General features: G+C 62.6%; 27 protein-coding genes, 1 tRNA gene and 2 pseudogenes. 15 read left to right on the top strand and 15 right to left on the bottom strand.

The features are described 5' to 3' along the window. Positions 1–10: 10 nt before the first annotated feature. Positions 11–583 carry an NADPH-dependent FMN reductase gene (locus tag O7A70_RS13375; protein WP_127279854.1) on the bottom strand — a complete coding sequence of 191 codons (573 nt, stop codon included), beginning with the start codon at positions 581–583 and terminating at the stop codon, positions 11–13. Between the two features lie 216 nt (positions 584–799). Between O7A70_RS13375 and osmF the strand changes: the two genes are divergently transcribed. The 5 genes from osmF (at position 800) to O7A70_RS13350 (ending at position 6,981) form a co-directional block, all read left to right on the top strand. Continuing rightward, entirely contained in the window at positions 800–1,711 is a 912-nt protein-coding gene (gene osmF / locus O7A70_RS13370; RefSeq protein ID WP_337140734.1) for a glycine betaine ABC transporter substrate-binding protein OsmF, read from the top strand. Positions 1,712–1,754: 43 nt separating this feature from the next. Next, positions 1,755–2,918, top strand: a complete 1,164-nt coding sequence (locus O7A70_RS13365; RefSeq protein ID WP_337140733.1) for an ABC transporter permease — start codon at positions 1,755–1,757, stop codon at positions 2,916–2,918. After that, the gene (locus O7A70_RS13360; RefSeq protein ID WP_337140732.1) at positions 2,915–3,853 is read left to right on the top strand and encodes an ABC transporter ATP-binding protein; all 939 of its coding nucleotides are present in this window, start codon (positions 2,915–2,917) and stop codon (positions 3,851–3,853) included. The genes O7A70_RS13365 and O7A70_RS13360 overlap by 4 nt, the downstream gene beginning before the upstream one ends. Continuing rightward, complete coding sequence (locus O7A70_RS13355; RefSeq protein ID WP_027143586.1) at positions 3,850–4,599, top strand: ABC transporter permease; 750 nt, start codon at positions 3,850–3,852, stop codon at positions 4,597–4,599. The genes O7A70_RS13360 and O7A70_RS13355 overlap by 4 nt, the downstream gene beginning before the upstream one ends. Before the next feature lie 240 nt (positions 4,600–4,839). Beyond that, on the top strand, positions 4,840–6,981 hold the full coding sequence (locus tag O7A70_RS13350; RefSeq protein WP_337140730.1) for a sodium-translocating pyrophosphatase: 2,142 nt from the start codon (positions 4,840–4,842) through the stop codon (positions 6,979–6,981). Positions 6,982–7,207: 226 nt separating this feature from the next. On the opposite strand, the gene O7A70_RS13345 is transcribed toward O7A70_RS13350, so the two are convergent. Further along, on the bottom strand, positions 7,208–7,720 hold the full coding sequence (locus O7A70_RS13345) for an outer membrane protein assembly factor BamE (RefSeq protein ID WP_027143588.1): 513 nt from the start codon (positions 7,718–7,720) through the stop codon (positions 7,208–7,210). 114 nt (positions 7,721–7,834) lie between these two features. On the opposite strand from O7A70_RS13345, the gene O7A70_RS13340 reads away from it, so the two are divergent. The 7 genes from O7A70_RS13340 (at position 7,835) to O7A70_RS13310 (ending at position 12,674) form a co-directional block, all read left to right on the top strand. Then, complete coding sequence (locus O7A70_RS13340; RefSeq protein ID WP_337140729.1) at positions 7,835–8,377, top strand: ubiquinol-cytochrome C chaperone family protein; 543 nt, start codon at positions 7,835–7,837, stop codon at positions 8,375–8,377. Positions 8,378–8,380: 3 nt separating this feature from the next. Beyond that, on the top strand, positions 8,381–8,929 hold the full coding sequence (locus O7A70_RS13335) for a YceD family protein (protein WP_337140728.1): 549 nt from the start codon (positions 8,381–8,383) through the stop codon (positions 8,927–8,929). Positions 8,930–9,042: 113 nt separating this feature from the next. Next, positions 9,043–10,113, top strand: coding sequence for a phosphate acyltransferase PlsX (gene plsX, locus O7A70_RS13330; protein ID WP_027143591.1), 1,071 nt, complete (start codon positions 9,043–9,045; stop codon positions 10,111–10,113). Between the two features lie 9 nt (positions 10,114–10,122). Next, on the top strand, positions 10,123–11,094 hold the full coding sequence (locus O7A70_RS13325) for a beta-ketoacyl-ACP synthase III (protein WP_337140727.1): 972 nt from the start codon (positions 10,123–10,125) through the stop codon (positions 11,092–11,094). A 101-nt stretch (positions 11,095–11,195) separates the two neighbouring features. Further along, positions 11,196–11,519, top strand: a complete 324-nt coding sequence (locus O7A70_RS13320) for an integration host factor subunit alpha (protein ID WP_010915609.1) — start codon at positions 11,196–11,198, stop codon at positions 11,517–11,519. 214 nt (positions 11,520–11,733) lie between these two features. Next, positions 11,734–12,273 carry a MerR family transcriptional regulator gene (locus O7A70_RS13315; RefSeq protein ID WP_027143593.1) on the top strand — a complete coding sequence of 180 codons (540 nt, stop codon included), beginning with the start codon at positions 11,734–11,736 and terminating at the stop codon, positions 12,271–12,273. A 95-nt stretch (positions 12,274–12,368) separates the two neighbouring features. Further along, positions 12,369–12,674 carry a hypothetical protein gene (locus O7A70_RS13310; RefSeq protein WP_337140726.1) on the top strand — a complete coding sequence of 102 codons (306 nt, stop codon included), beginning with the start codon at positions 12,369–12,371 and terminating at the stop codon, positions 12,672–12,674. Between the two features lie 179 nt (positions 12,675–12,853). Here the strand turns inward: O7A70_RS13310 and O7A70_RS13305 are convergent, their stop codons facing one another. Together O7A70_RS13305 and O7A70_RS13300 are read right to left on the bottom strand one after the other, a co-directional pair. Next, positions 12,854–13,048, bottom strand: coding sequence for a hypothetical protein (locus tag O7A70_RS13305; RefSeq protein WP_337140725.1), 195 nt, complete (start codon positions 13,046–13,048; stop codon positions 12,854–12,856). Between the two features lie 185 nt (positions 13,049–13,233). Continuing rightward, positions 13,234–13,848, bottom strand: coding sequence for a hypothetical protein (locus O7A70_RS13300; RefSeq protein WP_337140724.1), 615 nt, complete (start codon positions 13,846–13,848; stop codon positions 13,234–13,236). Between the two features lie 234 nt (positions 13,849–14,082). Here O7A70_RS13300 and O7A70_RS13295 point away from each other — a divergent pair, with 234 nt between their 5' ends. Both O7A70_RS13295 and O7A70_RS13290 read left to right on the top strand, forming a co-directional pair. After that, complete coding sequence (locus O7A70_RS13295) at positions 14,083–14,367, top strand: helix-turn-helix domain-containing protein (RefSeq protein WP_140506483.1); 285 nt, start codon at positions 14,083–14,085, stop codon at positions 14,365–14,367. Between the two features lie 185 nt (positions 14,368–14,552). Then, positions 14,553–15,020 (top strand): YbaK/EbsC family protein, encoded by a 468-nt coding sequence (locus O7A70_RS13290; RefSeq protein ID WP_337140723.1) that lies wholly within the window; start codon positions 14,553–14,555, stop codon positions 15,018–15,020. Positions 15,021–15,173: 153 nt separating this feature from the next. Here O7A70_RS13290 and O7A70_RS13285 read toward each other — a convergent pair whose 3' ends face one another. The 7 genes and pseudogenes from O7A70_RS13285 to O7A70_RS13255 form a co-directional block, all read right to left on the bottom strand. Then, the gene (locus O7A70_RS13285) at positions 15,174–15,698 is read right to left on the bottom strand and encodes a hypothetical protein (RefSeq protein ID WP_337140722.1); all 525 of its coding nucleotides are present in this window, start codon (positions 15,696–15,698) and stop codon (positions 15,174–15,176) included. Between the two features lie 327 nt (positions 15,699–16,025). Further along, a tRNA-Pro gene (locus O7A70_RS13280) sits at positions 16,026–16,102 on the bottom strand. Between the two features lie 56 nt (positions 16,103–16,158). Beyond that, positions 16,159–16,395: pseudogene (locus O7A70_RS13275) on the bottom strand (hypothetical protein); the annotation flags it as partial. A 41-nt stretch (positions 16,396–16,436) separates the two neighbouring features. Further along, entirely contained in the window at positions 16,437–16,562 is a 126-nt protein-coding gene (locus O7A70_RS13270) for a hypothetical protein (RefSeq protein ID WP_337140721.1), read from the bottom strand. After that, the gene (locus tag O7A70_RS13265; RefSeq protein WP_027143600.1) at positions 16,559–18,094 is read right to left on the bottom strand and encodes an undecaprenyl-phosphate glucose phosphotransferase; all 1,536 of its coding nucleotides are present in this window, start codon (positions 18,092–18,094) and stop codon (positions 16,559–16,561) included. Before O7A70_RS13265 ends, O7A70_RS13270 begins: the two co-directional genes overlap by 4 nt. A 142-nt stretch (positions 18,095–18,236) precedes the next feature. Further along, a pseudogene (locus O7A70_RS13260) lies at positions 18,237–18,368 on the bottom strand (glycosyltransferase family 1 protein); the annotation flags it as partial. Then, on the bottom strand, positions 18,337–18,900 hold the full coding sequence (locus O7A70_RS13255; protein ID WP_337140720.1) for a polysaccharide biosynthesis/export family protein: 564 nt from the start codon (positions 18,898–18,900) through the stop codon (positions 18,337–18,339). The pseudogene O7A70_RS13260 and the gene O7A70_RS13255, both read right to left, overlap by 32 nt. A 253-nt stretch (positions 18,901–19,153) precedes the next feature. On the opposite strand from O7A70_RS13255, the gene O7A70_RS13250 reads away from it, so the two are divergent. Continuing rightward, on the top strand, positions 19,154–21,364 hold the full coding sequence (locus O7A70_RS13250; RefSeq protein ID WP_337140719.1) for a GumC family protein: 2,211 nt from the start codon (positions 19,154–19,156) through the stop codon (positions 21,362–21,364). A gap of 27 nt (positions 21,365–21,391) precedes the next feature. Here the strand turns inward: O7A70_RS13250 and O7A70_RS13245 are convergent, their stop codons facing one another. The 4 genes from O7A70_RS13245 to O7A70_RS13230 are packed head-to-tail and all read right to left on the bottom strand — an operon-like array spanning position 21,392 to position 24,711. Then, a complete protein-coding gene (locus tag O7A70_RS13245; protein ID WP_337140718.1) occupies positions 21,392–22,228 on the bottom strand; it encodes a GNAT family N-acetyltransferase in 837 nt (278 codons plus the stop codon). A gap of 5 nt (positions 22,229–22,233) precedes the next feature. Next, on the bottom strand, positions 22,234–22,980 hold the full coding sequence (locus tag O7A70_RS13240; protein ID WP_337140879.1) for an aspartate/glutamate racemase family protein: 747 nt from the start codon (positions 22,978–22,980) through the stop codon (positions 22,234–22,236). A gap of 2 nt (positions 22,981–22,982) precedes the next feature. Beyond that, positions 22,983–23,801 carry an ABC transporter permease gene (locus O7A70_RS13235; protein WP_337140716.1) on the bottom strand — a complete coding sequence of 273 codons (819 nt, stop codon included), beginning with the start codon at positions 23,799–23,801 and terminating at the stop codon, positions 22,983–22,985. A gap of 1 nt (position 23,802) precedes the next feature. Continuing rightward, positions 23,803–24,711, bottom strand: coding sequence for an ABC transporter permease (locus tag O7A70_RS13230; RefSeq protein WP_337140715.1), 909 nt, complete (start codon positions 24,709–24,711; stop codon positions 23,803–23,805). Between the last annotated feature and the right edge of the window lie 51 nt (positions 24,712–24,762).

Genomic DNA, 24,762 nt, shown 5'->3' with positions numbered 1-24,762 from the left:
AATTTGAAAGTTATGCGTCCGGCGGCAGGACCTGAAGCACCCGCGCTATGAACATATGGAACTCAGCCATATAATTGCGCAGGAAGTCTTCGGTGGATTCAACCGTCACCTCGCCCTCATCCGTGATCAGCCCCGGAGTGAACTGGATATAGGCTTCGGGCGCATTCATCTGCGGCGAGTTGCAGAAACTCAGAACGCTGCGCAGGCTTTGTTGGGCGACGGCGGTCGCGATGGCGCCCGGCGATGTTCCGATGACGGCGGACGGTTTGCGCGCGAACGAATTCTTGCCGTAGGGGCGACTGGCCCAGTCGATTGCGTTCTTCAGTCCGCCGGGGATCGAGCGGTTGTACTCCGGGGTGACGAACAGCACGGCCTGGACGGAGGCGATCGCCTTTTTGAAGGCCTGGGCGGCCGGTGGGAAATTGGCGTCATAGTCGTAACTGTAGAGCGGTAGATCCTTGAAGCCGATTTCCGTCATTTCGAGCTCGGGAGGGGCAAGTTGAACGAGCGCCTTCGCGAGCTTGCGGTTGATGGATTCCCGGGCAAGGCTGCCGATGAGATAACCGACCTTGTGTATGGCCATGACACGCTCTCCGTGTTTGCCGCCCACCCCTCGCGGCATTATTCACCCGATGGCGGCTGATCGCCAGCCCGCCGTTGCCGCCGCCGAAATCGGCGCGTCTGGAACAAAAATATTGCGCTGATCCCCCTTCTTATGAAACCGTATGCCCCGACTGGCCGTTGAAGCCATGCTCATATGCGCCCACCGCATTCCGGTTCACAGCAAGGGGTTTTCACAATGTTTTCAGTCAAGGTTCTGGCCAGCGCCGCGATTGCGCTCGTCATCACGGCGGCTTCCGCGAGTGCTCAGGTCGTCGTCTCCTCGAAGATCGACACCGAGGGTGGCGTGCTCGGCAACATTATCCAGCTCGTCCTCAACGCCAACAACATCAAGACCACGGATCGCATCCAGCTCGGCGGCACGCCGGTGGTGCGCAAGGCGATCACCGCCGGCGAGATCGACATCTATCCCGAATACACCGGCAATGCCGCCTTCTTCTTCGAGAAGGCCGATGATCCCGTGTGGAAGGATGCCGCCAAGGCTTATGAGACCGCCAAGAAGCTCGACTACGACGCCAACAAGATCGTCTGGCTGTCACCGGCGCCGGCCAACAACACCTGGGCGATCGCCCTGCGCAAGGAAGTGACTGACGAGAACAAGCTCGTCACGCTGTCGGACTTCGGCAAATACGTCTCCGGCGGCGGCAAGGTGGTGCTGGCGGCCTCCGCCGAGTTCGTCAATTCGGCGGCAGCCCTTCCGGCCTTCCAGACCACCTATGGCTTCACGCTGAAGCCTGACCAACTGATCACCCTCTCGGGTGGCGACACGGCAGCGACCATCGCGGCGGCCGCCAACCAGACCAGCGGCGCCAATGCCGCCATGGTCTACGGCACCGATGGCGGCATCGCGCCATCGGGCCTCGTCGTTTTGACTGACGACAAGGGCGTGCAGCCGGTCTACCAGCCGGCGCCGATCATCCGCGAATCCGTGCTGAAGGAGCACCCGGAGATCGAGACGCTGCTGAAGCCGGTCTTCGCCAAGCTCGATCTCGTCACGCTGCAGGAGCTCAATGGACGCGTGCAGGTCGGTGGCGAGCCGGTCAAGGGCGTCGCCGAGGACTTTTTGAAGAAGAACGGGTTTTTGAAATAGCTACGCGTCGATAAGTGACGTCAGTGCAAGGCAGACGCGGGTCATGACCATCCGCTTCGACAAACTCGGCGTGGTCATCGCCGCGCTCGCTGCTTACGCCGCGTTTCTCGCACCATTCGCCACCTTCCGCGCCAACCGCATCGTTCCCGGTCAGGCGCGCTCGATTCTCGAAGCTCTGCCGGCAACGACCGGTCCGCTGCTTTTGGCGATCCTCGTACTGGCCGCCCTTGTCGCCCTGTTCAGGACGCCGCTCATCTTGCGCCTTGCAGCCAGCGTCGTGGCGCTTGCCGCGCTGACGCTGCTCATCGGTGTCGCCGGCACATTCCTCACTCCGGCCGGCAATACCTTTGCCCGGGTCTCGCCGGCCTCCGGCTTCTGGATTCTCATCTTCGTCTTCACGCTTTTGCTCGCCGACGTGCTGACCAGGCTCACCCTGTCGCCCTGGTCGCGCGTCGGCGTGCTTGTCGTTGCGGCGCTGGCCATCGGCTTGCTGCTGATTTCGGGGCGCTGGGACAGCCTCTCGATCCTCAAGGAGTATTCCAACCGCGCCGACAGCTTTTGGGCCGAAGGCTCCAAACATGTGACCCTGGCGCTCGGCTCATTGCTTGCCGCCGTGATCGTAGGCCTGCCGCTCGGCATCCTGTGCCATCGTGTCGAAAGCCTGCGGGCCGGCGTCCTCAACGTCTTGAACATCATCCAGACCATTCCTTCGATCGCGCTGTTCGGCCTGCTGATCGCGCCGCTTGGCTGGGTCGCAACTCATGTGCCGGGAGCAGCCGCGCTCGGTATCAGGGGCATCGGGACTGCACCCGCCTTCGTCGCGCTGTTTCTCTATTCGCTGCTGCCGGTGGTGGCCAACACCGTGGTCGGCCTTGCCGGCGTGCCGCGTGCCGCCAACGACGCGGCGCGGGGCATGGGCATGACCGATCGCCAGCGCCTGTTCGGTGTCGAGTTTCCGCTGGCGTTTCCGGTGATCCTGACGGGCATCCGCATTGTCCTGGTGCAGAACATCGGCCTTGCCACCATCGCCGCGCTGATCGGCGGCGGCGGTTTTGGCGTGTTCGTGTTCCAGGGCGTCGGCCAGACGGCGATGGACCTGGTGCTGCTCGGCGCGGTGCCGACCGTGGCGCTCGCCTTCGCCGCCGCCATCATCCTCGACGCGGCAATCGAAATGACCGCCACCAAACGCAGGGTTGAAACGGCATGATCGACATCGAAGGCATCACCAAGCGCTACGACGCGACGACGGTCGTCGACAACGTTTCGATGGTCATCGAGCCGCGCACGGTTTGCGTCATTGTCGGCACTTCGGGTTCCGGCAAGACGACGCTGCTGCGCATGATCAACCGGCTGGTCGAGCCGACATCGGGCATCATCAAGCTCGATGGCGCCGACAATCGATCGGTGCCCGGTTACGAACTGCGGCGCAGCATCGGCTATGCAATCCAGGGCCACGGCCTGTTTCCGCATCGCACCGTGGCGCAGAACATCGCCACCGTGCCGGTGCTGCTTGGCTGGGACAAGGGCCGCATCAAGGCCCGCGTCGATGAACTGATGACGCTCTACCAGCTCGACCCCCAGGAATTCGGGCCGCGCTATCCGCACGAATTGTCCGGCGGCCAGCAGCAGCGCGTCGGCGTGGCCCGCGCGCTTGCCGCCGAGCCCAACGTGCTTTTGATGGATGAGCCGTTCGGCGCGCTCGACCCGATCATCCGCACCAAGGCGCAGGAGGATTTGCTGGCGATCCAGAAGCGCTTCGGCACCACCATCATCCTCGTTACCCATGACATGGAAGAGGCCGTGCACATGGGCGACAGGATCGCGGTCATGGATGCCGGCAAGCTCGTGCAATATGCAGGGCCGGCGGAGATCCTGGCGAAGCCGGCCAACGCTTTTGTCGAGACGCTGGTCGGCGCCAGCGAAAGGCCATTCAGGCTGCTGTCGCTGGGCCGGGTGCGCGATGCGGTGGAGCAGGGCGCCGCCGAAGGCGAGGCGATCCCCGGCGACGCCAGCCAGCGTGACGCGCTCGCGGAACTTCTCTGGTCCGGCAGGCCGGCGCTGCCGGTCAAGGGCACCGACGGCAAGCCGATCGGCCGCATCACCGTGGATGGCCTGGTCAAGCGGGCGGCGAGGCCGTCATGAAAGCCTGGCTGCCTCTGCTGCTCAGGCTTGCGCTTGTGGTGTTGCTTGTTGCCTTCATCACCAGCCCGGGTTGGTTCGAGCCGTTGCTGAAGCCGCTGACCGAAAACAACGCTCCCGTCATCTACAATCAAGGCAGCCTGCTGACGCTGACGCTGCTGCATCTGCGCACCGTGTTGATCGCGACCGTCGCGGCCACGATCGTCGCTGTGGCGCTCGCCATCCTGGTCACCCGGCCCGCCGGCGCCGAATTCCTGCCGCTGTCGCGCAGCCTGGTCAATATCGGCCAGACCTTTCCGCCGGTGGCGGTGCTGGCGCTCGCCGTGCCGGCGGTGGGCTTCGGCGAGAAGCCGACGCTGATCGCGCTGTTTCTCTATGGTCTGCTGCCGATCTTCGAGAACGCGCTCACCGGACTGACGACCTTGCCGGCCAATGTCGTCGAGGCTGCGCGCGGCGCCGGCATGACCGGCTGGCAAAGGCTCACCAAGGTCGAACTGCCGCTCAGCGCACCGATCATCCTTGGCGGCATCAGGCTGTCGGTGGTGATCAGCCTGGCCACGGCCACCATCGGCTCGACGGTGGCGGCCAGGACGCTCGGCGAGGTGATCATCGCCGGCTTGCTGTCGAACAATCTGGCCTTCATCCTGCAGGGCGGTCTGATCGTGGCGGCACTTGCGGTGCTGATCTACGACGGACTGTCGGCGGTCGAGCGTTACGCGGCACGCCGCATGGGCAGAGAGGCGGACTGACCCGTGCCCCGACGGTCGGGACGATTTCAATCGATCTAACCGCCGAGAGATCGCGACGGACACTCGCCAGCATCGACTTTTGGGCGAAAGCCGGGCAAAAATCGAACAATATCTTGACGTTCGCAGCCCTGTTTCGCATACACCGATGCGAAGAGGGGGATTCCATGCGCGGGATTCCGTCTTTGTCTCAACGGCCCAGGGAGGGGTTCTTTTGGGCCAACAATCGAGGAAAACCCGGCAATGACCATAATTTCCGCCGTCATCGCCTGCGGCTTGCTTTCTGTCCTTTACGCCATATGGGCGACACGTTCGGTCCTTGCGGCCGATCAGGGCAACGCACGCATGCAGGAAATTTCCGCCGCCATTCGCGAAGGCGCGCAAGCCTATCTGGCACGCCAGTACACCACCATCGCCATCGTCGGCGTGGTCGTGCTCCTGCTCGCCTGGTGGCTGCTGTCGATCACCGCCGCCATCGGCTTCCTGATCGGTGCCGTTCTGTCGGGCGCCGCCGGCTTCATCGGCATGCATGTTTCGGTGCGGGCCAATGTGCGTACCGCGCAGGCGGCTTCCAACAGCCTTGCCGCCGGTCTCGATATCGCCTTCAAGTCGGGCGCCATCACCGGCATGCTGGTTGCGGGCCTGGCCCTGCTTGGCGTTTCGATCTACTACCTCATCCTCACCTATTTCCTCGGCCTCCAGCCCAATGACCGCATCGTCATCGACTCGCTGGTCTCGCTCGGCTTCGGCGCTTCGCTGATCTCGATCTTCGCCCGTCTCGGCGGCGGCATTTTCACCAAGGGCGCCGATGTCGGCGGCGATCTGGTCGGCAAGGTCGAAGCCGGTATTCCGGAGGATGATCCGCGCAACCCGGCCACCATCGCCGACAATGTCGGCGACAATGTCGGCGACTGCGCCGGCATGGCCGCCGACCTGTTCGAGACCTATGCGGTGACGGTCGTCGCCACCATGGTTCTCGCCGCCATCTTCTTTGGCGGCACCGCTGTCCTCGGTGCGGCGATGCTGTATCCGCTCGCCATCTGCGGCGCCTGCATCCTGACCTCGATCGTCGGCACCTTCTTCGTCAAGCTCGGCTCCAACGGCTCGATCATGGGCGCGCTGTACAAGGGCCTGATCGTGACCGGCCTGCTTTCGGTCGTTGGCCTCGGCGTCGCCACCTCGGCCACGCTCGGCTGGGGCGAGGTCGGCACCGTTGCCGGCATGACCATCACCGGCAAGAACCTGTTCATCTGCGGCCTCATCGGCCTTGTGGTGACCGGGTTGATCGTGGTGATCACCGAATACTACACCGGCACCAACAAGCGCCCGGTCAACTCGATCGCCCAGGCATCGGTGACCGGCCACGGCACCAACGTCATCCAGGGGCTGGCAGTGTCGCTGGAATCGACGGCGCTTCCGGCAATCGTCATCGTCGGCGGCATCATCGCCACCTACCAGCTCGGCGGCTTGTTCGGCACGGCGATCGCCGTCACCACCATGCTCGGCCTCGCCGGCATGATCGTGGCACTCGACGCCTTCGGCCCGGTCACCGACAACGCCGGCGGCATTGCCGAGATGGCCGGCCTGCCCAAGGAAGTGCGTCACTCCACCGACGCGCTCGACGCGGTCGGCAACACCACCAAGGCGGTGACCAAGGGCTACGCCATCGGTTCGGCTGGCCTCGGCGCGCTGGTGCTGTTCGCGGCCTACTCGAACGACCTGAAGTTCTTTGCCGCCAATGGCGACAAATATCCCTACTTCCAGGGCATGGGCGAAATCTCCTTCGATCTCTCCAACCCTTACGTCGTCGCCGGCCTGATCTTCGGCGGCCTCATTCCCTACCTGTTCGGCGGTATCGCCATGACGGCGGTTGGCCGCGCGGCCGGCGCCATCGTCGAGGAAGTGCGCAAGCAGTTCCGCGAGGATCCGGGCATCATGGCCGGCACCTCGAAGCCGAACTACGCGCGTGCGGTCGATCTCCTGACCAAGGCGGCGATCCGGGAGATGATCATCCCGTCGCTGCTGCCGGTGCTGGCGCCGCTCGTCGTCTATTTCGGCGTGCTGCTGATCTCGGGCTCGAAGGCGTCCGCCTTCGCCGCGCTCGGCGCCTCGCTCCTTGGCGTCATAGTCAATGGCCTGTTCGTCGCGATCTCGATGACTTCGGGCGGTGGCGCCTGGGACAACGCCAAGAAGTCGTTCGAGGACGGTTTCATCGACAAGAACGGCGTCAAGCACCTCAAGGGTTCCGAGGCGCACAAGGCTTCGGTGACCGGCGATACGGTCGGCGATCCCTACAAGGACACCGCCGGCCCTGCGGTCAACCCGGCGATCAAGATCACCAACATCGTGGCACTCTTGCTGCTGGCCGTGCTCGCGCACGGCTGAACGGCAACGATTGAATCTGAAAATCCGCGGGAGAGATCCCGCGGATTTTTCATTTGATGGGTCGCTTCGACCAGGAACGGGATTTTCGGCCGTCACCGACGTCCGTGTCTCGCCGGCTGCCAAACAAAAACCCGTGGGATCGCTCCCACGGGTTTTCGGTCGCCTGAGACATTTCTGTTCCCCAAAAGTCAGGGAAGCAGGATCTAGGGAAGCAGGTATCTAAGGATCAGGGGGTGCCGCCGGGAATGCTGGGCGCCAGCTTGCTGGCGCCGTTGATGATCTGGCTGAGGAAGTTCTGGTCCTTGCCGCCGGTCGGCGTGGTGCGCGAAATGAAGTCGAAAATCTTGCCGTCCTTCAAGCCGTATTTGGCGATCTGGGTGACGCGGCTGTCCGGGCCGAAATAGACCGCCAGCACCTTCTGGTCGACTAGCCTCGGCTTGTCGAAGGCGACGTAGCGCTTGCGCGTCTGCGAGATATAGTAAAACGCCTCATTGTCGAAAGTAGCCGTGGTCGACGGCGTGCCGAGCGCCAGAAGCACCTGCTCGCGGCTGGAACCGACCGGCACAGAATCGATCGCCTGCTGATCGAGGACGTAGCCTTGCGTGAACGTCTCGCTCGGACTGAGGTCGCCGATCATCTTATTGGTGTGGCATGCAGACAGCGCCGCTACGATAGCCAGCAGCGAGATCGCACCGGCAGGCCTGGAAGTGAAAGTCGACTTGAAATTCAGCGCGCGCAACAACAATTCTCCATTCCATCGCCGCAACTTGCGCTGGGCCGCAAAACCGGTAAACCAGCTTGCTTGCCGATGCAACAAGGCCAATTCAACAAACGGTCCCCGGAGACCATCCCCATGTTCCAGCGCCTTTTTGGCCGCGAACGCCACGCCAACCGCACCATCACCGACGCGCTCTACGCACAAATCGTGGCGGCGGCGCGGCAGACAGTTTTTTATTCCCACTGGAATGTGCCTGACACGCCGCTTGGCCGTTTCGAGATGCTTTCGCTGCACATGTTCCTGGTCCAGCACCGCTTGCGCGGCGAGGAGGGCGTGGCGCAGGAGATCGCGCAGGTGCTGATCGACGAGTTCTTCCTCGACGTCGATCATTCGCTGCGGGAACTGGGCATTGGCGACGTCGGCGTGCCAAAACGCATGAAGAAACTGGCGAAGATGTTCTATGGCCGCACCGCCGCTTATGATGATGCGCTGGAACGAAACGATCATGATAGTCTGACCGCGGCACTTACCCGTAATGTCCGTCCCGACGCCGGCGCTTGGCCGGAAGCGTCGCGTTTGGCCGGGTATGTCGCCGACGCCAGCCGGCAGCTGAGTGCGCAACCGACCGAATCGATCGTGGGCGGCACTGTGGCATTTCCAGGGGCCAACGGAGGCTAATCGATGAAACACGCGGATATGCAGAGTCCGGTATCCTTTTTCGCCAATGTCGCCCGGCTGCCGCAAAAGGGGCTGCCCGTGGTGATCGGGGCCGACCCCGCACAGCGCGCCGCACTCGCCGAGGCGCACGGGCTGCTGTCGGTCGAAGCCTATCGCGCCGAACTGCTCGTTACGTCGTGGAAGCGCAATGGTGTTAAGGTCAGCGGCCGTGTCGAGGCAGACATCACCCAGGCCTGCATCGTCACGCTCGACCCCGTCCAGGCGCATATCGACGAGCCGGTCGAGGCACTGCTCTTGCCTGAGGACTCCAAGCTCGGACGGCAGGGATTCGAAAGCGCCGGCGAGATTCTGCTCGACGCCGACGGGCCCGACAGTCCCGAGACATTTTCAGGCGACACCATCGATGTCGGGGCGCTTGCCGAACAGTTCTTCGGATTGGCGATCGACCCCTATCCGCGCAAGCCCGGCGCCTCGCTTGGTGCCGGTGACGACATCGGATCGGCCGAGAATGAATTTCAGCAAAAACTGCGATCCTTGCTGGGAAAATCCTGAAAACCTCGCCCGCGACGGAAAAGTCGGTTGTGCGGCAGCCCAAAACCGCTATTTTCGCCGAACCTTTGCGACCGCTAAAACGACTTGCCGCCTAACCGTGAGATGAATACCGCGTGATCAGGATTTCCATCGATGCCATGGGCGGCGATCACGGACCAACCGTGGTCATTCCAGCGCTCATGACGGTCGCGACCCGCCGTCCCGACATCCGCTTCGTCATCTATGGACGTGAGGAACTGGTGCGCCCGGAACTCGCCAAGTTTCCCAAATTGGCCGAGGTCAGCGAGTTCTTCCACTGCGAGATAGCGGTCAGGATGGACGACAAACCGAGCCAGGCGCTGCGCCATGGCCGCTGGAAATCGTCGATGTGGAAAGCGGTCGAGGCCGTCAAGTCGGGCGCCGCGGATGCATGCATCTCCGCCGGCAACACCGGCGCGCTGATGGCGATGTCGAAATTCTGCCTGCGCACCATGGCCACCATCGAACGTCCGGCGATTGCGGCATTGTGGCCGACATTGCGTGGCGAGAGCGTGGTTCTGGACGTGGGCGCCACCATTGGCGCCGATGCGCACCAGCTCATCGATTTTGCCATTCTCGGCACCGGCATGGCGCGTTCCGTATTCGGCGTCGCCAGGCCCACGGTCGGGCTGCTCAATGTCGGCGTGGAAGAGATCAAGGGCCAGGAAGAGGTCAAGGAAGCGGGGCGCATGTTGCGCGAAGCCAACATGGCCTCGATGAACTACCATGGCTTTGTCGAAGGCGATGATATTGGCAAGGGCACGGTCGACGTCGTGGTGACGGAAGGCTTCGCCGGCAACATCGCGCTGAAGACGGCGGAAGGCACCGCGCGCCAGATAGGTGGCTATCTGCGCGCCGCGATGAGCCGCACCCTGATGGCCAAGATCGGCTATGTCTTCGCCAAGGGCGCCTTCGACCGCCTGCGCGAAAAGATGGATGTCGGCCGCTCGAATGGCGGCGTGTTCCTGGGGCTGAACGGCATCGTCGTCAAGAGCCATGGCGGCGCCGATTCGGACGGTTTCGCCGCGGCGATCGAACTCGGCTACGACATGGTGCGCAACAATCTGCTCGACCGCATCGAGGCCGACCTCGATCTGTTTCATGCGCGCAACCCGCATGCCCTGACATCTAGGAAATCCGACGTCGTTACCGACGCAAAGGAATAGGAAAGAATTTTGATCAGATCAGTTGTGCGCGGCACGGGCGCCGCGCTGCCCCGCCGCATCATGAAGAATGCCGATTTTGAAGGCATGGTCGAGACGTCCGACGAGTGGATCGCCCAGCGCACCGGCATCCGCCAGCGCCATATCGCGGCTGACGACGAGACGACGGCTTCCCTGGGCGAGGCCGCGGCGCGCGCCGCGCTTGCCGATGCCGGATTGACCCCGGCCGATATCGATCTGATCGTGCTGGCGACCTCGACGCCGAACAACACGTTCCCCGCCACCGCCGTCGATATCCAGAACCGGCTCGGCATGCAGCACGGTTTTGCCTTCGACATGCAGGCGGTATGCTCAGGCTTCGTCTATGCGGTGACGACAGCCGACCTCTATATCCGCGGCGGCTTGGCAAAGCGCGTGCTGGTGATCGGCTCGGAAACCTTTTCGCGCATCCTCGACTGGAGCGATCGCTCGACCTGTGTGCTGTTTGGCGACGGCGCCGGTGCGGTCGTTCTGGAGGCGGGCGAGGGGGCCGGCACGATCGCCGACCGGGGGGTCCTGGCGGCCAGCCTGCGTTCCGACGGCGCGCACAAGGAGAAGCTTTTCGTCGACGGCGGGCCGTCGACGACTGGAACGGTCGGCCATCTGCGCATGGAAGGCCGCGAGGTCTTCAAGCACGCGGTCGGCATGATCACCGATGTGATTGAGACGACCTTCTCGGCCGCTGGTATCACCGCCGACGATCTTGACTGGTTCGTGCCCCACCAAGCCAATAAACGGATTATTGACGCTTCAGCAAAAAAGCTTGGGATAGCCGAGCAAAAGGTGGTGGTCACCGTCGATTTGCACGGTAACACCTCGGCTGCTTCCGTACCGCTGGCGTTGTCGGTGGCCGTCGCCGACGGCCGCATCAAGAAGGGTGACCTGGTGCTCCTGGAGGCGATGGGCGGCGGCTTCACCTGGGGCGCCGTTCTGGTTCGCTGGTAAGTGGAGAACGGTCCGGTTTCGGTCCTTGACCTTGCCGGATCAATTACTTAGGCTCTGCCGCTGTTGTGCCGATTTTACGCTTGAACTGATGGGACGGTCGCATGGGGGGAAAAACACTTACGCGCGCCGACCTGGCCGAGGCCGTCTACCGGAAGGTCGGTTTGTCGCGCACTGAATCCGCCGAACTCGTCGAGGCGGTACTGGACGAAATATGTGAAGCGATCGTGCGCGGCGAGACGGTGAAGCTGTCGTCCTTCGCGACGTTTCATGTCCGCTCCAAGAATGAGCGCATCGGGCGCAATCCGAAGACCGGCGAGGAAGTACCGATCCTGCCGCGCCGGGTGATGACCTTCAAATCGTCCAACGTGTTGAAGAACCGCATTTTGCGTTCTCACCAGAACAGCAAGGCCAAGGGCGGTAAATAGCCTCCATTGCACGGTTGAAAAACCGACCCGCCGATGACAGCGGGCTTGAATATTGCTTCACAAACCGCTGAAATAAGGCCCGATTCGGCAGCATGGCCGGATTGGTGTTCTGGCGTATGATCGATTCCGCGCTGGCGGAACAAGCTCTTCTTCGTTGAGCGTGATCTCGTCTGAAGACCGTTCCGGGCCACGCTCCAGCGTGAGGATTTCGCCCATGGACAAGAGCCCTGACGCCTTCCGCACCATCAGCGAGGTCGCGGAAGATCTCGACCTGCCGCAGCATGTGCTGCGTTTCTGGGAGACGCGCTTCAACCAGATCAAGCCGATGAAGCGCGGCGGCGGCCGTCGCTATTACCGGCCGCAGGATGTCGAACTGATCAAGGGCATCCGCCATATGCTCTATGACCAGGGCTACACCATCAAGGGCGTGCAGAAGCTGCTGCGCGAAAACGGCAATCATTTCCTGGTCGCCATCGGCAATGGCGACATGGCCGCCGTCGAGGCGATTTCGCAACGCAAGCAGGCCGACCAGGTGCCGCTGACGCCGGCATCCCAGCCGCGCGGCGGAGATGACGAACTGGTTGGCCAGCCAAGGGTCAAGCCCAGCCGCCGCTTTTTCGGCCTGGGCAAGAGCGACGAGGAAGGTCCGGTTGCGCCGGACGCGTCGAAACTCTCGCGTGACAATCGCGCGCTGCTGCAGGAGGCGTTGTTCGACCTCCTGGAATGCAAGCGCCTGCTTGACCAGGTGCGCTGACCGCGGCGGCACCCAGTTCCTTCGATGCCTCGAAAACCGGAACCGGCGGTCGGGTGAGGCGTTACGTTTCCTTCTGCAAGACAAGGAAACGCATGATGGCATCATCATATTCGACCCTCTCGGACATCGACCTCGAAAAGCAGGTCGCGGCTCTCTCGAGGGAACTCGCGGCGTTGCGCAGGGCAGTGTCAAAGCGGGGTGGCGCTTATTATGAAGACGGCCGTGATGCTGCTCTTGATACATATTCGGATTTTGCGGAGCGCCTGCGCGATGCCATGCCGGCAATCCGCAAACAGGGCAGGGTGATCGAGAAATCGGCACGCGACCATCCGGCGGCCGCCGTCGCGGTCGGCCTTGTCGTGCTCGGCCTGGCCGCCAGCCTGCTGTTCAGCCGGCGCTGACTGCTACCCCGGCACAAGGGGAACCCGCCTATCCACGGCCGCCATTCCCTTGTTGTCGCTAGCTGGACTGGCGCTGCTATCCGGCGACAGTACCGGTCGTCCGGGGCTTGGCAGTGCTGACCAGGAGAAGACCAGCCTTGAACAAGAAACCAAGGCCGGTCTTCGCGTTGGCGGTCTGCTTAGGCCTTGTTGCCCATCTTCTTCATGTGGTGATGATGATGGTGATAGCGGTGATGGTAACGATGATGGTAGTGGTGACGATGGTGATGATGCTTTACCATCGGGGCCGCGTCCGCGCTCGTCGCGCCGACCACCGGCACCGCGAAAGCGATTGCTGCTGCAAGCCCGAGGGCCGAGAGGAGGGACTTCTTCATTGGATCGTTTCCTTTTTCGCAGGCAGGGATCAATCGGGCCGATATCCCGACCGCCGCGAATGGAATTAGGCTCCTGAATTTTTTCCTCGGTATTTCCCGATTGTAGAATCTTTTTTCTGAACTGTTTCCGAGGAAACCGGCTTCCTGCTCGATAATCGCCAGGGCCGAAAGCCGGCTGTTTTGGCCTACATCGGCGGGATCACACCATTGTTGCCCACCACGACGCGGCTTGCGCTGAGCGTGCCGTCAGCCTCGCGCTGCGCGGTAACGAAGACGGTCGCGCTTGGCTTGAGATCGCTCTGCGCGGCCGGCGCGAAGGTCACGACAGGCGTGCCGTCGGGTATGGAGATCTTCTTCGTCCGCCCATTGTCGTAGGTTAGCGTCACGGCCCGCCCGTTTATGTCGGTGACGTCGGCGACGGTTCCGTTGGTCATGCGGCTGTTCGGCTCCAGGTCCCAGGGGCGGTCACCCTCGCCAGTGCCTTTCAAGGCTGCGGGAAAGACCACCACTTCGAGCGCGCCGCTGCCGCCGTCAGCCTTGGAGACAGAGGCGATGCCGAGGAAATCGCCCTGCTTGATGTCTTTTACCGATGCGCTTGCGACGCCTGAAAGCTTCCAGCCGTCTTTCAGTTTGATGGCGGAAGTATCGCCCTGACGAGTTTTCACGGTCAGCAGCGACGGCTCGAGGCTGACCACGGTGCCGCGCACGCGCAATGTGTCCGCGGCCTGCGCGCTGGCCACTGCGACGCCGGAAAGCATCGAAATCGTGCCGAGCACGAGGAGGGGTGTCTTGAGGTTCATGGGGGTGTCCTTTTGGCAAAGACTGGCTGGAAAGGGATGGTTTCACGCCAGCGACGTCGAGATAACGAACGGGTGGGGCGAAACTGCCGGGCAAAAGCCGCTCGGGCGTTCAAAACAACTTGATCGGGACAGGGGTAGGCAGCGCTTGGCAAATCGCCGGCGAGAGGGCATCTTCCTGCTCGTCTCAGGCAACATCCCATTTTGATCAAACGCTTTCAGCCAACGGAGTTGCCAATGCCCAAAAATGCAAAAAGCCACGCCCTCTCCGAACCATTAGCCAACGAGATCGGGCCAGATTACAACACCCTCAGGGCAATGCGGGAAACGCGCGGATACAGCCTCGAAGCGCTTTCGCTGACCTGCGGCCTCTCGGTCGACGAGATAGAGGACATCGAAAGCGGCCGGGCGGCCGACCCGGCGAAGCTGCGTCGTATCGCGTCCGCGCTTCGTTTGCCCCAGGACGCTTCCCTTGCTTCCGCCGCACCGACGCTGGCTGCACAAGGCCGGCCCCAGGCATAGATCGGCGACAGGCATGCGCAAGAAACCCGCCAAGGCCTGCTTGGCGGGTTTCTTGTTGACGCCATGGCGTTCTCCGGCAGGCCGGGCTTGCCGATTTGCAAGTCACACGTGCTTATACGTGCGGCATCCAAATCCGCGCCGATCACATCTGCCATGCCTCAGGTCTGAACCGTGAGTTTTTCGATATGAGCCTGGACTCCGTTGGTGCCTTTTTCGCGGCTCACGCGCCTGATATCGAGGTCATTGTCACGCAATCGAGTTCGGCGACGGTGACGCTGGCGGCGGAAGCGCATGGCGTCCTGCCGGCGCAGATCGCCAAAACGATCTGCCTTCGCGTCGGCGAGCGTACCATGCTGGTCGTGACCAGCGGCATCGCCAGGCTGGACAATCGCAAGTTCAAGGACCAGTTCGGCGGCAAGCCGCGCATGCTGGACGCACAAGAGGTTGTCGCGGCCACGAGCCATCCGGTGGGCGGTGTCTGCCCGTTCGGCCTGCCGGCGCCGCTGCCGGTCTATTGCGACGTCTCGCTGCGCGAATTCGCTGAGGTGGTACCCGCCGCCGGCGCCACCAACGCGGCGGTGCGCATTGCGCCGCAGCGCATGGTTGAGCTTACCGGCGCCGAGTGGGTCGATGTGTGCCAAGGTTCGGAGTGAGACGTCGGTTGCAATGGCGAGGCCTGACCGCCGTCGCGCTCAATTACCGCCTGCGGATCTCGTAACGCGCGCGACAAACTTTTGCCGTCCCCGCAGGGTCGGCTTTAATGCCAGTTGTGCGTCCGACCTCGTTAGCAATTGCCGGCGGCACGACTAGACTATCGGCTCCTCCAGCCCGCTTCTCTCGTGCGACTTCCACAAGTAATAGCCGAGCACTGAACCGAAGAAGAAGGTGTGCGCGATGAACTGCACCAGCGGACTGGATTCCAGGAACCAGGGGAAGAAGGCCGGTGCGATTAGATAGAAGTTGATCAGCCAGAGGGCGAAGCCGAAGATGCTGCCTGCGCCGATAAAGGCAACCGGCCCTCGCAACGCTGCTGCGATTTCACCGAAGATTATTCCGTAGATGATCGCGAGTACCAAATGTACGACGACGCCGCTGACCCCCGCCGTCATGAGCGAATAACTGGGATCGAGTGCGCCCGATCCAAGCGCGATGGCACCGATCATGCGCAGCGGCATAAAAAATGCTCCCGCGCCCATCATCCCCGCGCTGACGATCATTTCGAAGGCAGCAAACACGATGCCTGCGACTATGCCTGCGACAGCGCCCTGCCGAAGACCCCACCGCATGTCGCGCGGTGTCAATGGCGTGTGGATATATTCCCGATAAGCCATGGTCGTCACCTCCGTTTTTAGGTGCAACTTCAACAACAAACGTGCAGGGCGTTCGGCTGTTCCCGGCGATCGGCTGAATACACGGGGAATTGAACGGTCGAAATTTCTCTCAGACCAGCCGGCGGCCAGGCGGATGAAACGTCCACCAGGAAGATCTCCAGCGTTTTGTCAAAAGCTGCAGCGGTTAATGATGAGTGGTCAGTCACATCAACTAACAAGGTCCATTTAGGCATTGGACATTGTTTGGCTCTGCCAAGCGGTGTCGGTTACTTGGAGAAAGGCTCCAGACAGAGTCTTCAATAGAAACTAGGGATATCAAGGAAATAATGGTCGGAGTGGCCGGATTCGAACCGACGACCCCTTGACCCCCAGTCAAGTGCGCTACCGGGCTGCGCTACACTCCGGACCGGTCGCGATGTATCGTGATAACCCGGCTCGGGTCAACCGATTTCCGCGATAATTATCTTGCCGCGATCGCAGGTTTGAATGAGGTGGGCAATACCGGTCGTAACAGCCGCTGATGGCGGCATCCCAGGGCGATGGCGCCCGAGATCAGGCCGAGCGGCAGATACATATGGCGCCAGTGGTCGATGTCGATGAAGGTGCCGAGCCCGATATTGCCGATGAAGGCGCCGTAGGCGCATAGGAGGTAGGGCTACCCCGGCCGGTCGCGCAGTAGGATGCGGAACCCCGCCGCCGTACGCGAAATCCTCAGGCCGAACAGAGCCCAGATGGCGATCAGCCGCCCATGTAGATTTGGCAAGGCGCCGGCTCGCCGATGACGAAGCCCGACAGAAGAATGCCGAGCACGACCGCGCTCGAGGAGGTCAGCGCACGCGGCAGATCATGGCTGATCGCGCTCAATAGGCGTTTTCCGTATTGAGCAGGCGGATCGGTGTCAGGAACAGGATCCGCAGATCGAACAGCAGCGACCAGTTCTCGATGTAATAGAGGTCGTATTCTGTCCGCATGCGGATCTTCTCGTTGGTGTCCATCTCGCCGCGCCAGCCATTGATCTGCGCCCAGCCGGTGACCCCTGGCTTGACCTTGTGGCGCGCGAAATAGCCATCGACCACCTCGTTGTAGAGCAGGTTGTGCGACTGCGCGGCAATGGCGTGCGGGCGCGGACCGATGAGCGACAGCGAGCCGAGCAGCGAGTTGAAGAACTGCGGCAGCTCGTCGATCGAGGTCTTGCGGATAAAGCGGCCGACACGGGTGACGCGCGGATCGTTCTTGGTCACCGTCTGCTTGGCGGTCGGATCCGACCGGTCGGTATACATGGAGCGGAACTTGTAGACCTCGATGATCTCGTTGTTGAAGCCATGCCGCTTCTGCTTGAACAGCACCGGTCCCTTGCTGTCGAGCTTGATGGCGATCGCCGTGGCCAGCATCACAGGCGAGAACGCGACGATGCCGATGACGCTGAAGATGATGTCGAAGGCGCGCTTGGCGACCGAGTCCCAGTCGTTGATCGGCTTGTCGAAGATGTCGAGCATCGGCACCGAGCCGATGTAGGAATAGGCGCGCGGACGGAACTGCAGCGCATTGGAATGCGCCGACAGTCGGATGTCGACCGGCAGCACCCAAAGTTTCTTGAGCAATTGCAGGACGCGCGATTCGGCGGTCAGCGGCAACGACACGATCAACATGTCGATGCGGGCGATGCGGGCGAATTCGATCAGTTCCGAAATGGTGCCGAGCTTAGGATAGCCGGCGACGAGGGCTGGCGAACGCTTGTCGTTGCGATCATCGAAGATGCCGCAGATGCGGATGTCGTTGTAGGGCTGCTTTTCCACCGAGCGGATGAGCACTTCCGCCGCCTTGCCGCCACCGACGATGACGGCGCGCCGTTCCATGCTGCCATCGCGCGCCCAGCGCCGGATCAGCTTCGACATCATCAGCCTGAGACCGAAAAGGCAGACGAAGGCAACGACGAACCACGTGCCGAACAGCAGGCGCGAATAGTCTTGTGACATCTTCATGGTGAACGCCGTCAACGCCATCAGGGCGAAGGTGCCGGCCCAGACCAGCAGGATGCGCCCAAAATTGGTGATCGGCCGCATCAGGGACACCACCTGGTAGCAATCGGTGACGTCGAGCAGCACCACGGCGAGGAACGACGCGGCGGCGATCGTCAGTGGATATTGCCAAGCGAGGTAATTGAAGAAACCGACATAGTAGAAATAGACGCAGAGCCCCGAGACCAGCAGCACCGCGAATTCGACCATGCGCAACACGCCGCTGACCATGATCGGCGACATCGTGTCGCGCCGGTATTGCGACGCGACCTGCCGGGCAACGTCGTTCATGCCGCCGGGCTTGTCGCCATCGGCAGGGCCGTCGAATTGACGCACCGCTTCTGATGAAAAGCGATGCGCGGGGTCGATCTCGTTCATGGAACAGTCCGCAAGCTTCCCAAGAGGATTAGCAAAAGAGAGCTAAGAAACCCTTGAAACAACCTGTGGCTTTGGAAGAGCCTGAACCACCTTTCGGGCGCGGCGAAGTCATTGGCCTCGCCGCGGCAAGTGTCTCCAGCACGGCGACGACCCGCGCTTCCGTCAGTCCGCGCACGTGCCGGAAAATTCCTCCGACGGGTGAGCGAAAGCGGTGGACGATCCTGAGTTGCCCGTCACGCTGTTCAGAACAGGCGTTCGCGGACGTAGACGGTATCTCCCGGCAGCAGCGGGTCGGAGGTGACCACGCGGCCCGTTATCACCTTGCCGTTGATGTCGCGGGTGATATCGACGCTCTCCTGGTTGGCGCGTGGCGTGAAGCCCCCGGCGATGGCGATGGCCTTCTGCACAGTCAGGCCGGGCACATAGGAATACTGGCCAGCGGCGCCCACCTCGCCCATGACGAAGATCGGCCGGTAACGATCGATCTCCACCGAGACGTCAGGGTCGCGCAGGTAGCCCTGCCGCAGTTTATCGGCGATCTCCTTTTCCATCTGCTGCGCGGTGTGGCCACGTGCCGGTATGGCGCCGACGAGCGGGAAGGAGATGTAGCCGGACTGGTCGACGCTGTAGCTATTGGTCAGGCCCTCCTGCTCGAACACGGTGACGCGGACGCGGTCGCCGGCGCCGAGGCGATAGGGCTGGTCGAGGACCTCGTGAAAGGCGGCCGGCGTCGGCCGGTAGCTGGAGCAGCCCGCGATCATCGATACGGCAAGCAGCGCGCGAAAAAGGGAAGCAGTGCTTTGCATGGCCGGACAGGTACCTTCGACTGGCCGCTGCGGCGTCGCGGCAAACATCTGGGATCGGGTCCGTTATCATCCTGTTAGGGTTAATGGCCGGTAAAGGAGCGCGCCAATGGCGATCAGGCAGACAAGGTTTTGCGATTTTATCGATTTTTTGCCGTCGCCCGCCGGTAAACCCTAATGAAGCTTACCGTGATCTTAACGGCTGAGTTACCATAGTTATTTACGGTGCATCCGACCAGTTTCGGAGTAGGGATGCATGTCCGTTCAATCCGCGGCCGCACACGTCGATGTTGATCTCAGGCAGCTCTTCGCCAGCCTGGGCCGGAACTGGCTGCGGATTCTGGTCTTCGTTCTCGTGGTAACGGGACTTGCCTTCGCGGCCGTGTCGTTCGCGACCCGGCATTACAAGGCCCAGACGCAGGTGGAGATCGCCCCGCGCGGATCGGACTACACGCGGCCCGCCAGCAGCAACCCGGACAGCGACAGGCCGATCCTCGACGAGCAAGGCATTGCCACCCAGGTCCAGATAATTTCGTCCAACGAAATCCTCAAACAGGTCGCCCGGAAACTCGGCCTGTCGCGATTGCACGAATTCGACGAGACGGTCGACATGTCGGCATTGAACCGGCTGCTGGTCCTGGTCGGGTTGAAGAACGACCCGATGGATGTTCCTGCCGATGAACGTGTTCTGAAGAAAATGCGCGAGAAGCTCAACGTCTACGGCGTTGAAAAGAAAGGCATAATTGCCATCGAGTTCTCTTCGGAGGATCCGAAGCTTGCCGCCACCATCCCCGATGCCATTGCCGCCGCTTATATTGCGGGGCAGGGCGCGGCCAAGAGCGAATCGAACACCGCCGCCGCGGACTTCCTGGCACCCGAGATCGCCGACCTGTCCAAGCAGGTCAGGGATGCCGAAGCCAAGGTCGCGGCTTACCGCGCCCAGTCGGACCTCCTGATGGGCGGCAACAATTCCACGCTGGCCACCCAGCAATTGGCCGAGCTGTCGACCGAGTTGTCGCGAGTGCGGGCCAGCCGCGCCTCGGCCGAAGGCACAGCCGAGAGCGTGCGCAAGGCACTGCAGAGCGGCGGATCGCTGGATTCACTGCCGGAAGTGCTGTCTTCCGACCTGATCCAGCGTTTGCGCGGGCGGCAGGTCGAATTGCGCGCCAACATCGCCGATCTGTCGACGACGCTGCTCGACAATCATCCGCGTATTCGCGCGGCCAAATCACAACTGGCCGATCTCGACGCCCAGATCCGCAGCGAAGCCCAGAAGATCATGAAGGGCCTGGCGATGCAGGCCGATGCCGCCAAGGCCCGCGAAAACCAGCTCGTCGCCGACGTCGACACGCTCAAGGCTGCTTCGGCACAGGCCGGCGAGCAGCAGGTCGGTCTAGACGCGCTACAGCGCGATGTCGCCGCCAAGCGCCAGCAGCTCGAACTTTACCTGACCAATTATCGCGAGGCGGCGTCGCGTCGGGATCGCAACTATGTTCCGGTCGACGCTCGCATCGCCTCGCCGGCTTTGGTCCCCTCCGAGCCCTACTTCCCCAAGGTCTGGCCGATCGTTGGCGCCGCCGCCGCGGCTTCCCTTCTGCTGGCGGCGGTGTTCACGCTGCTGCGGGAGATATTCTTCGGCCGGGCCATGCGCCCGGCAAGGGGTGCCCGGCTTGAACCGATCGACGAGGTGGCGATGCCGCCAGCTGCTTATCAGGACCCATCCATCCGCTCGCAGCCGCCAGTCGCCAACAAGTTCGCCAATCGCGCGGTCGAGGCATCATGGCCCGAAACGGTCACGGAAACACCGGCGCAGCCTCGGCCCGCCGCCGAGATCGAGCCCGTGGAGGTCCGGCGGCCGCGCTCCGTGCTCGGCGAGATCGACGTCGAGAAGGCCGCCGAGAAGCTCATCGCCAGCGGGGCCGCGCGCGCCATATTCGTTTCTCCCGAGGGCGACGAGGCGGCGGCGTCGGCGATCCTGGTGGCGCGCGAGGTTTCCGACGCCGGCCTGCGTGTCCTGCTGCTCGACCTCACGGCCTCGGGGGCTGCCTCGCGGCCGATGCTGGACAGCGGGCTTTTCCCCGGCATCACCAATCTGCTGGCGTCGCAGGCGCAGTTCAGCGACGTGATCCATGCCGACCTCTATTCAGACTGCCATGTCATTCCCGTCGGTACCGCCGATCCGGTCCGTGCCATGCGCGCCGCTGACCGGCTGCCGATCATCATGCAGTCGCTGACGACAGCCTATGACCTGGTGGTGGTCGAATGCGGGCCGGCCGATGCGCAAGGCATCGGCCGTCTGGGCGGCGAGGCCACCGAGGTGTTCCTGTCCATGCTGGAGCCCGACGACGAGGTGACGCAAGCCGCGGTCAAGCTGATCGAGAGCGGCTATCCCGACCTGACGCTGGTGACGCCGCTCGGGCACGAGCCGCCAGGCAATCCGGTGCCGGGACGGCGTTCAGCGGCCTGAAAGAGCTGCCACTCAAAGGCACCTGGCCTATCCCAGTTCCAGCGTCGTCACGCCGAATATCCTGTTGGCGTCGAGCCTTGGCGGCGCGCCTTTGTACATGCGCGTGGTGGTGAAGGTCGGTGAGAAGCCTGCCGCCACGAGCGCCGCGATGAAGTCCACCTTGCTGGCCGGTACGTCGATGTGAAGGTCGCCTCCTTCGCAGGCGCCCGCCAGGTCTTCGAGCAGTTCCAGTGCGGTTCGCATATCGTCGGCGAAGAGCGGGCCGATCTTGAAGCCGTTGCGGCAGGATCGCGCTACCGCATAGCCGGCCGTTCCCCGTGGCGTGATCGCCGCCAGCGCGCGATGCGGCGGCTGCAGCCACCGCTGCAGGAAAGAATGGCGGGACGCGGGAAAGCAGAGTGCGTCATATCTCATGATGTCGGGCACCAATTGCGTGGTCACCATGCGAGACCGTTTGGTGCCGATAGTAAACGCTGCAGGGCGCCCGCTGTAACGAATGGTCTCGTAAGCCGGCCTGAATCCTTTGCTTTCGTAGTTGGCGCGTCGCTCTTCGACGCCATCGAGCCCGATGGTGCAACCGGCCAGCCTGTTCATGCCCGCGGTCCATACCGCCTTGCCATAGCCCTTGCCGCGCATGTCCGGCCGGCAGATGTAGAGACCGACGAAACCAAAATCGTGCCCATAGGCCACCGCCGATATCCCGGCGACCATTTCGCTCCCGGCAAAGGCACCGATGAAACCCTTGGGATCCGCCGCCTGGAACATCGCCGCATCGTCAAGGCCAGGGTTCCAGCCCTCCGCGGCCGCCCAGTCGATTAGATCAGCCAACTCTCCCCGCGACAGCGTGCGGATGGTCGGTTTCATGGTGCTTACTCCGCAGCGACTACTCCTGGGGAGAACGATTTCAGCATACCCCGATAGGGCTTGGCGAGTGGGTTCGCATAAGCACCGCGCTTCGATGTCGCGAGGCCAAGAGCCACCAGGGCCTCGGCTTGCTTCAAAGCGGCTCCGACGCCGTCAACGACAGGCAGACCGAACTCGCTCTGCAACCTATGGGCAAGATCCGCCATGCCGGCGCAGCCAAGCACGATGGCCTCGGCGCGATCCTCCTCCACGGCCCGGGCGATCTCGTCGCGGAGCTTGCCAACCGCTCCTGATGCCGGGTCTTCAAGTGCCAGCACCGGAATATCGGCGGCACGCACGCGTGCCCGGCCCGACATGCCGTAGCGTTGCACCAGCCCCTCCACCGGCACACGCGAGCGTTCGGTGGTGGTTACGACAGTGAAACGCTGGGCAATGAAGCAGGCCATGCTGAGTGCTGCCTCGCAGATGCCGATGACGGGAATGGCCGCCATGGCCCTTGCGGCATCAAGGCCGGTATCGTCGAAGCAGGCGATGATCGCGGCCTGCGCCCCGGCACGTTCGCCAGCGGCGATTTCCATCAGCAGGCCGGGCACGGCCAGTGCCTCGTCATAATAACCCTCGATCGAGGCCGGTCCCATGGACGAGGTAACGGCGACGATTTCGGTCCAGACACCGGCGACATTGCGCGCGGCCGCCGCGATCGTCTCGGTCATGCTCGCCGTCGTGTTGGGATTTACCACCAGGATCTGCACGATCACGCCCTGGTCCGGCGGCGGCCGACATAGATGATGGCGCCTAGTGTCGCCACGATCACGAGGAAGGAAAACACGGTGGTCACCGTGCCCAGCGCGTAGAGCACCGGCGTGGTGACATTGGTGGTCATGCCGTAGATCTCGAGCGGCAGTGTGTTGAAGGTTCCCGAGGTCATCAGTGTGCGGGCGAACTCATCATAGGACAGCGTGAAGCCGAACAGGCCGACGCCGATCAGGCTTGGCGCGATCATCGGCAGCACGACATGGGCGAAGGTCTGCCAGGATGAGGCGCCAAGGTCGCGGGCGGCTTCCTCATAGGCAGGCGAGAAGCGATTGAAGACGGCGAACATGATGAGCACGCCGAACGGCAAGGTCCAGGTTAAATGCGCGCCGAAGGCTGACGTATACCAGGCTGGTCGGAAGCCGACCTGCTGAAAGACGACGCCGATGCCCAGCGAAATGATGATCGAGGGTACCACAAGGCTGGCGACCGCCAGGTAGAACAAAGCGGTGGCGCCGCGAAATTTCTGGCGGAAGGCCAGCCCCGCCAGCAGCGAGACGACGACGGTGACGATCATCACCATGAGGCCGAGAACCAGCGAGCGCTTGAAGCTGCCGCCGAAATCGCCGACCGCCTGGCGCTCGAACAGATTGGCGAACCAGTGCAGCGACACGCCGTTGAGGGGGAAGGTGAGGCCGCCGGTCTCGCCCTGGAAGGAGAGGATCAGGATCGCCGACAGCGGGCCATAGAGGAACAGCACGAACAGCGCGAAGAACACCGCCAGCGCGTAGAATTCAAGGGTACGTTTTTCGTGGCTCACGTCACAGTTCCCTGCGGATGTCGACGATGCGCAGGATGCCGGCGACCATCAATAGCACCAGCACCAGCAGCACCACGGCGTTGGCGGCGGCGGCCGGATATTGCAGCAGCGACATCTGGTTCTTCATCATGAGCGCGACGGATGCGCTCTGGCCGCCTGACATCACCTGCACGGTGGAGAAATCGGCCATTACCAGCGTGACGACGAAGATGGTGCCGATCGCCATGCCGGGTTTGGCCAGCGGGATAATAACGTTCCACAGCACCTGCCAGCCCGAAGCGCCGGCATCGCGCGCGGCCTCGACCAGCGATCGGTCGATGCGCATCAGCGTGTTGAAGATCGGCGTCACCATGAACAGCGTGTAGAGATGAACCATGGCGAGCACGACCGCGAATTCCGAGTACAGCAGCCATTCGATGGGTTTCGGCACCAGGCCCAGATGCACCAAGGTCGAGTTGATCAGCCCGTTGCGGCCGAGCACCGGGATCCACGAGATCATGCGGATGATGTTGGAGGTCAGGAACGGCACGGTGCAGACCAGGAACAGCACCATCTGCATGGCCGTGGTGCGGATGTGGAAGGCGAGGAAATAGGCAACCCAGAAGCCGATGAACAAGGTCAGCGCCCAGACGACAACAGCGAATTTGATGGTGTTGAGATAAGTCTTCCATGTGACCCACGAGCCCAGCACGTCGGAATAGTTCGTGGTCAGGAAGTCCGGATACATGGCGGCGAAGTCGTAGTCCCAGAAGGATACGACGACGATCATGATGATGGGCAGGAGCAGGAACGCGCCAAGGATCAGCGCCAGAGGTGCCGACTGGAGATAGGGCGTCACGACGCCGATGGAGAAGCGGCGTCGAGCTGGTTTCGCGGCGGCGATTGCGGGGCGTTCGAGCGCGACTGTCATCAATGTCTCGGTTTTTGGTGGCTCGGCCTGGGCCGCTTACCCCTTCTCCCG

This window comes from Mesorhizobium sp. Cs1299R1N1, assembly GCF_037179655.1.
GTDB lineage: Bacteria > Pseudomonadota > Alphaproteobacteria > Rhizobiales > Rhizobiaceae > Mesorhizobium > Mesorhizobium salmacidum.
This window is presented reverse-complemented; position numbering and strand designations above follow the sequence as displayed.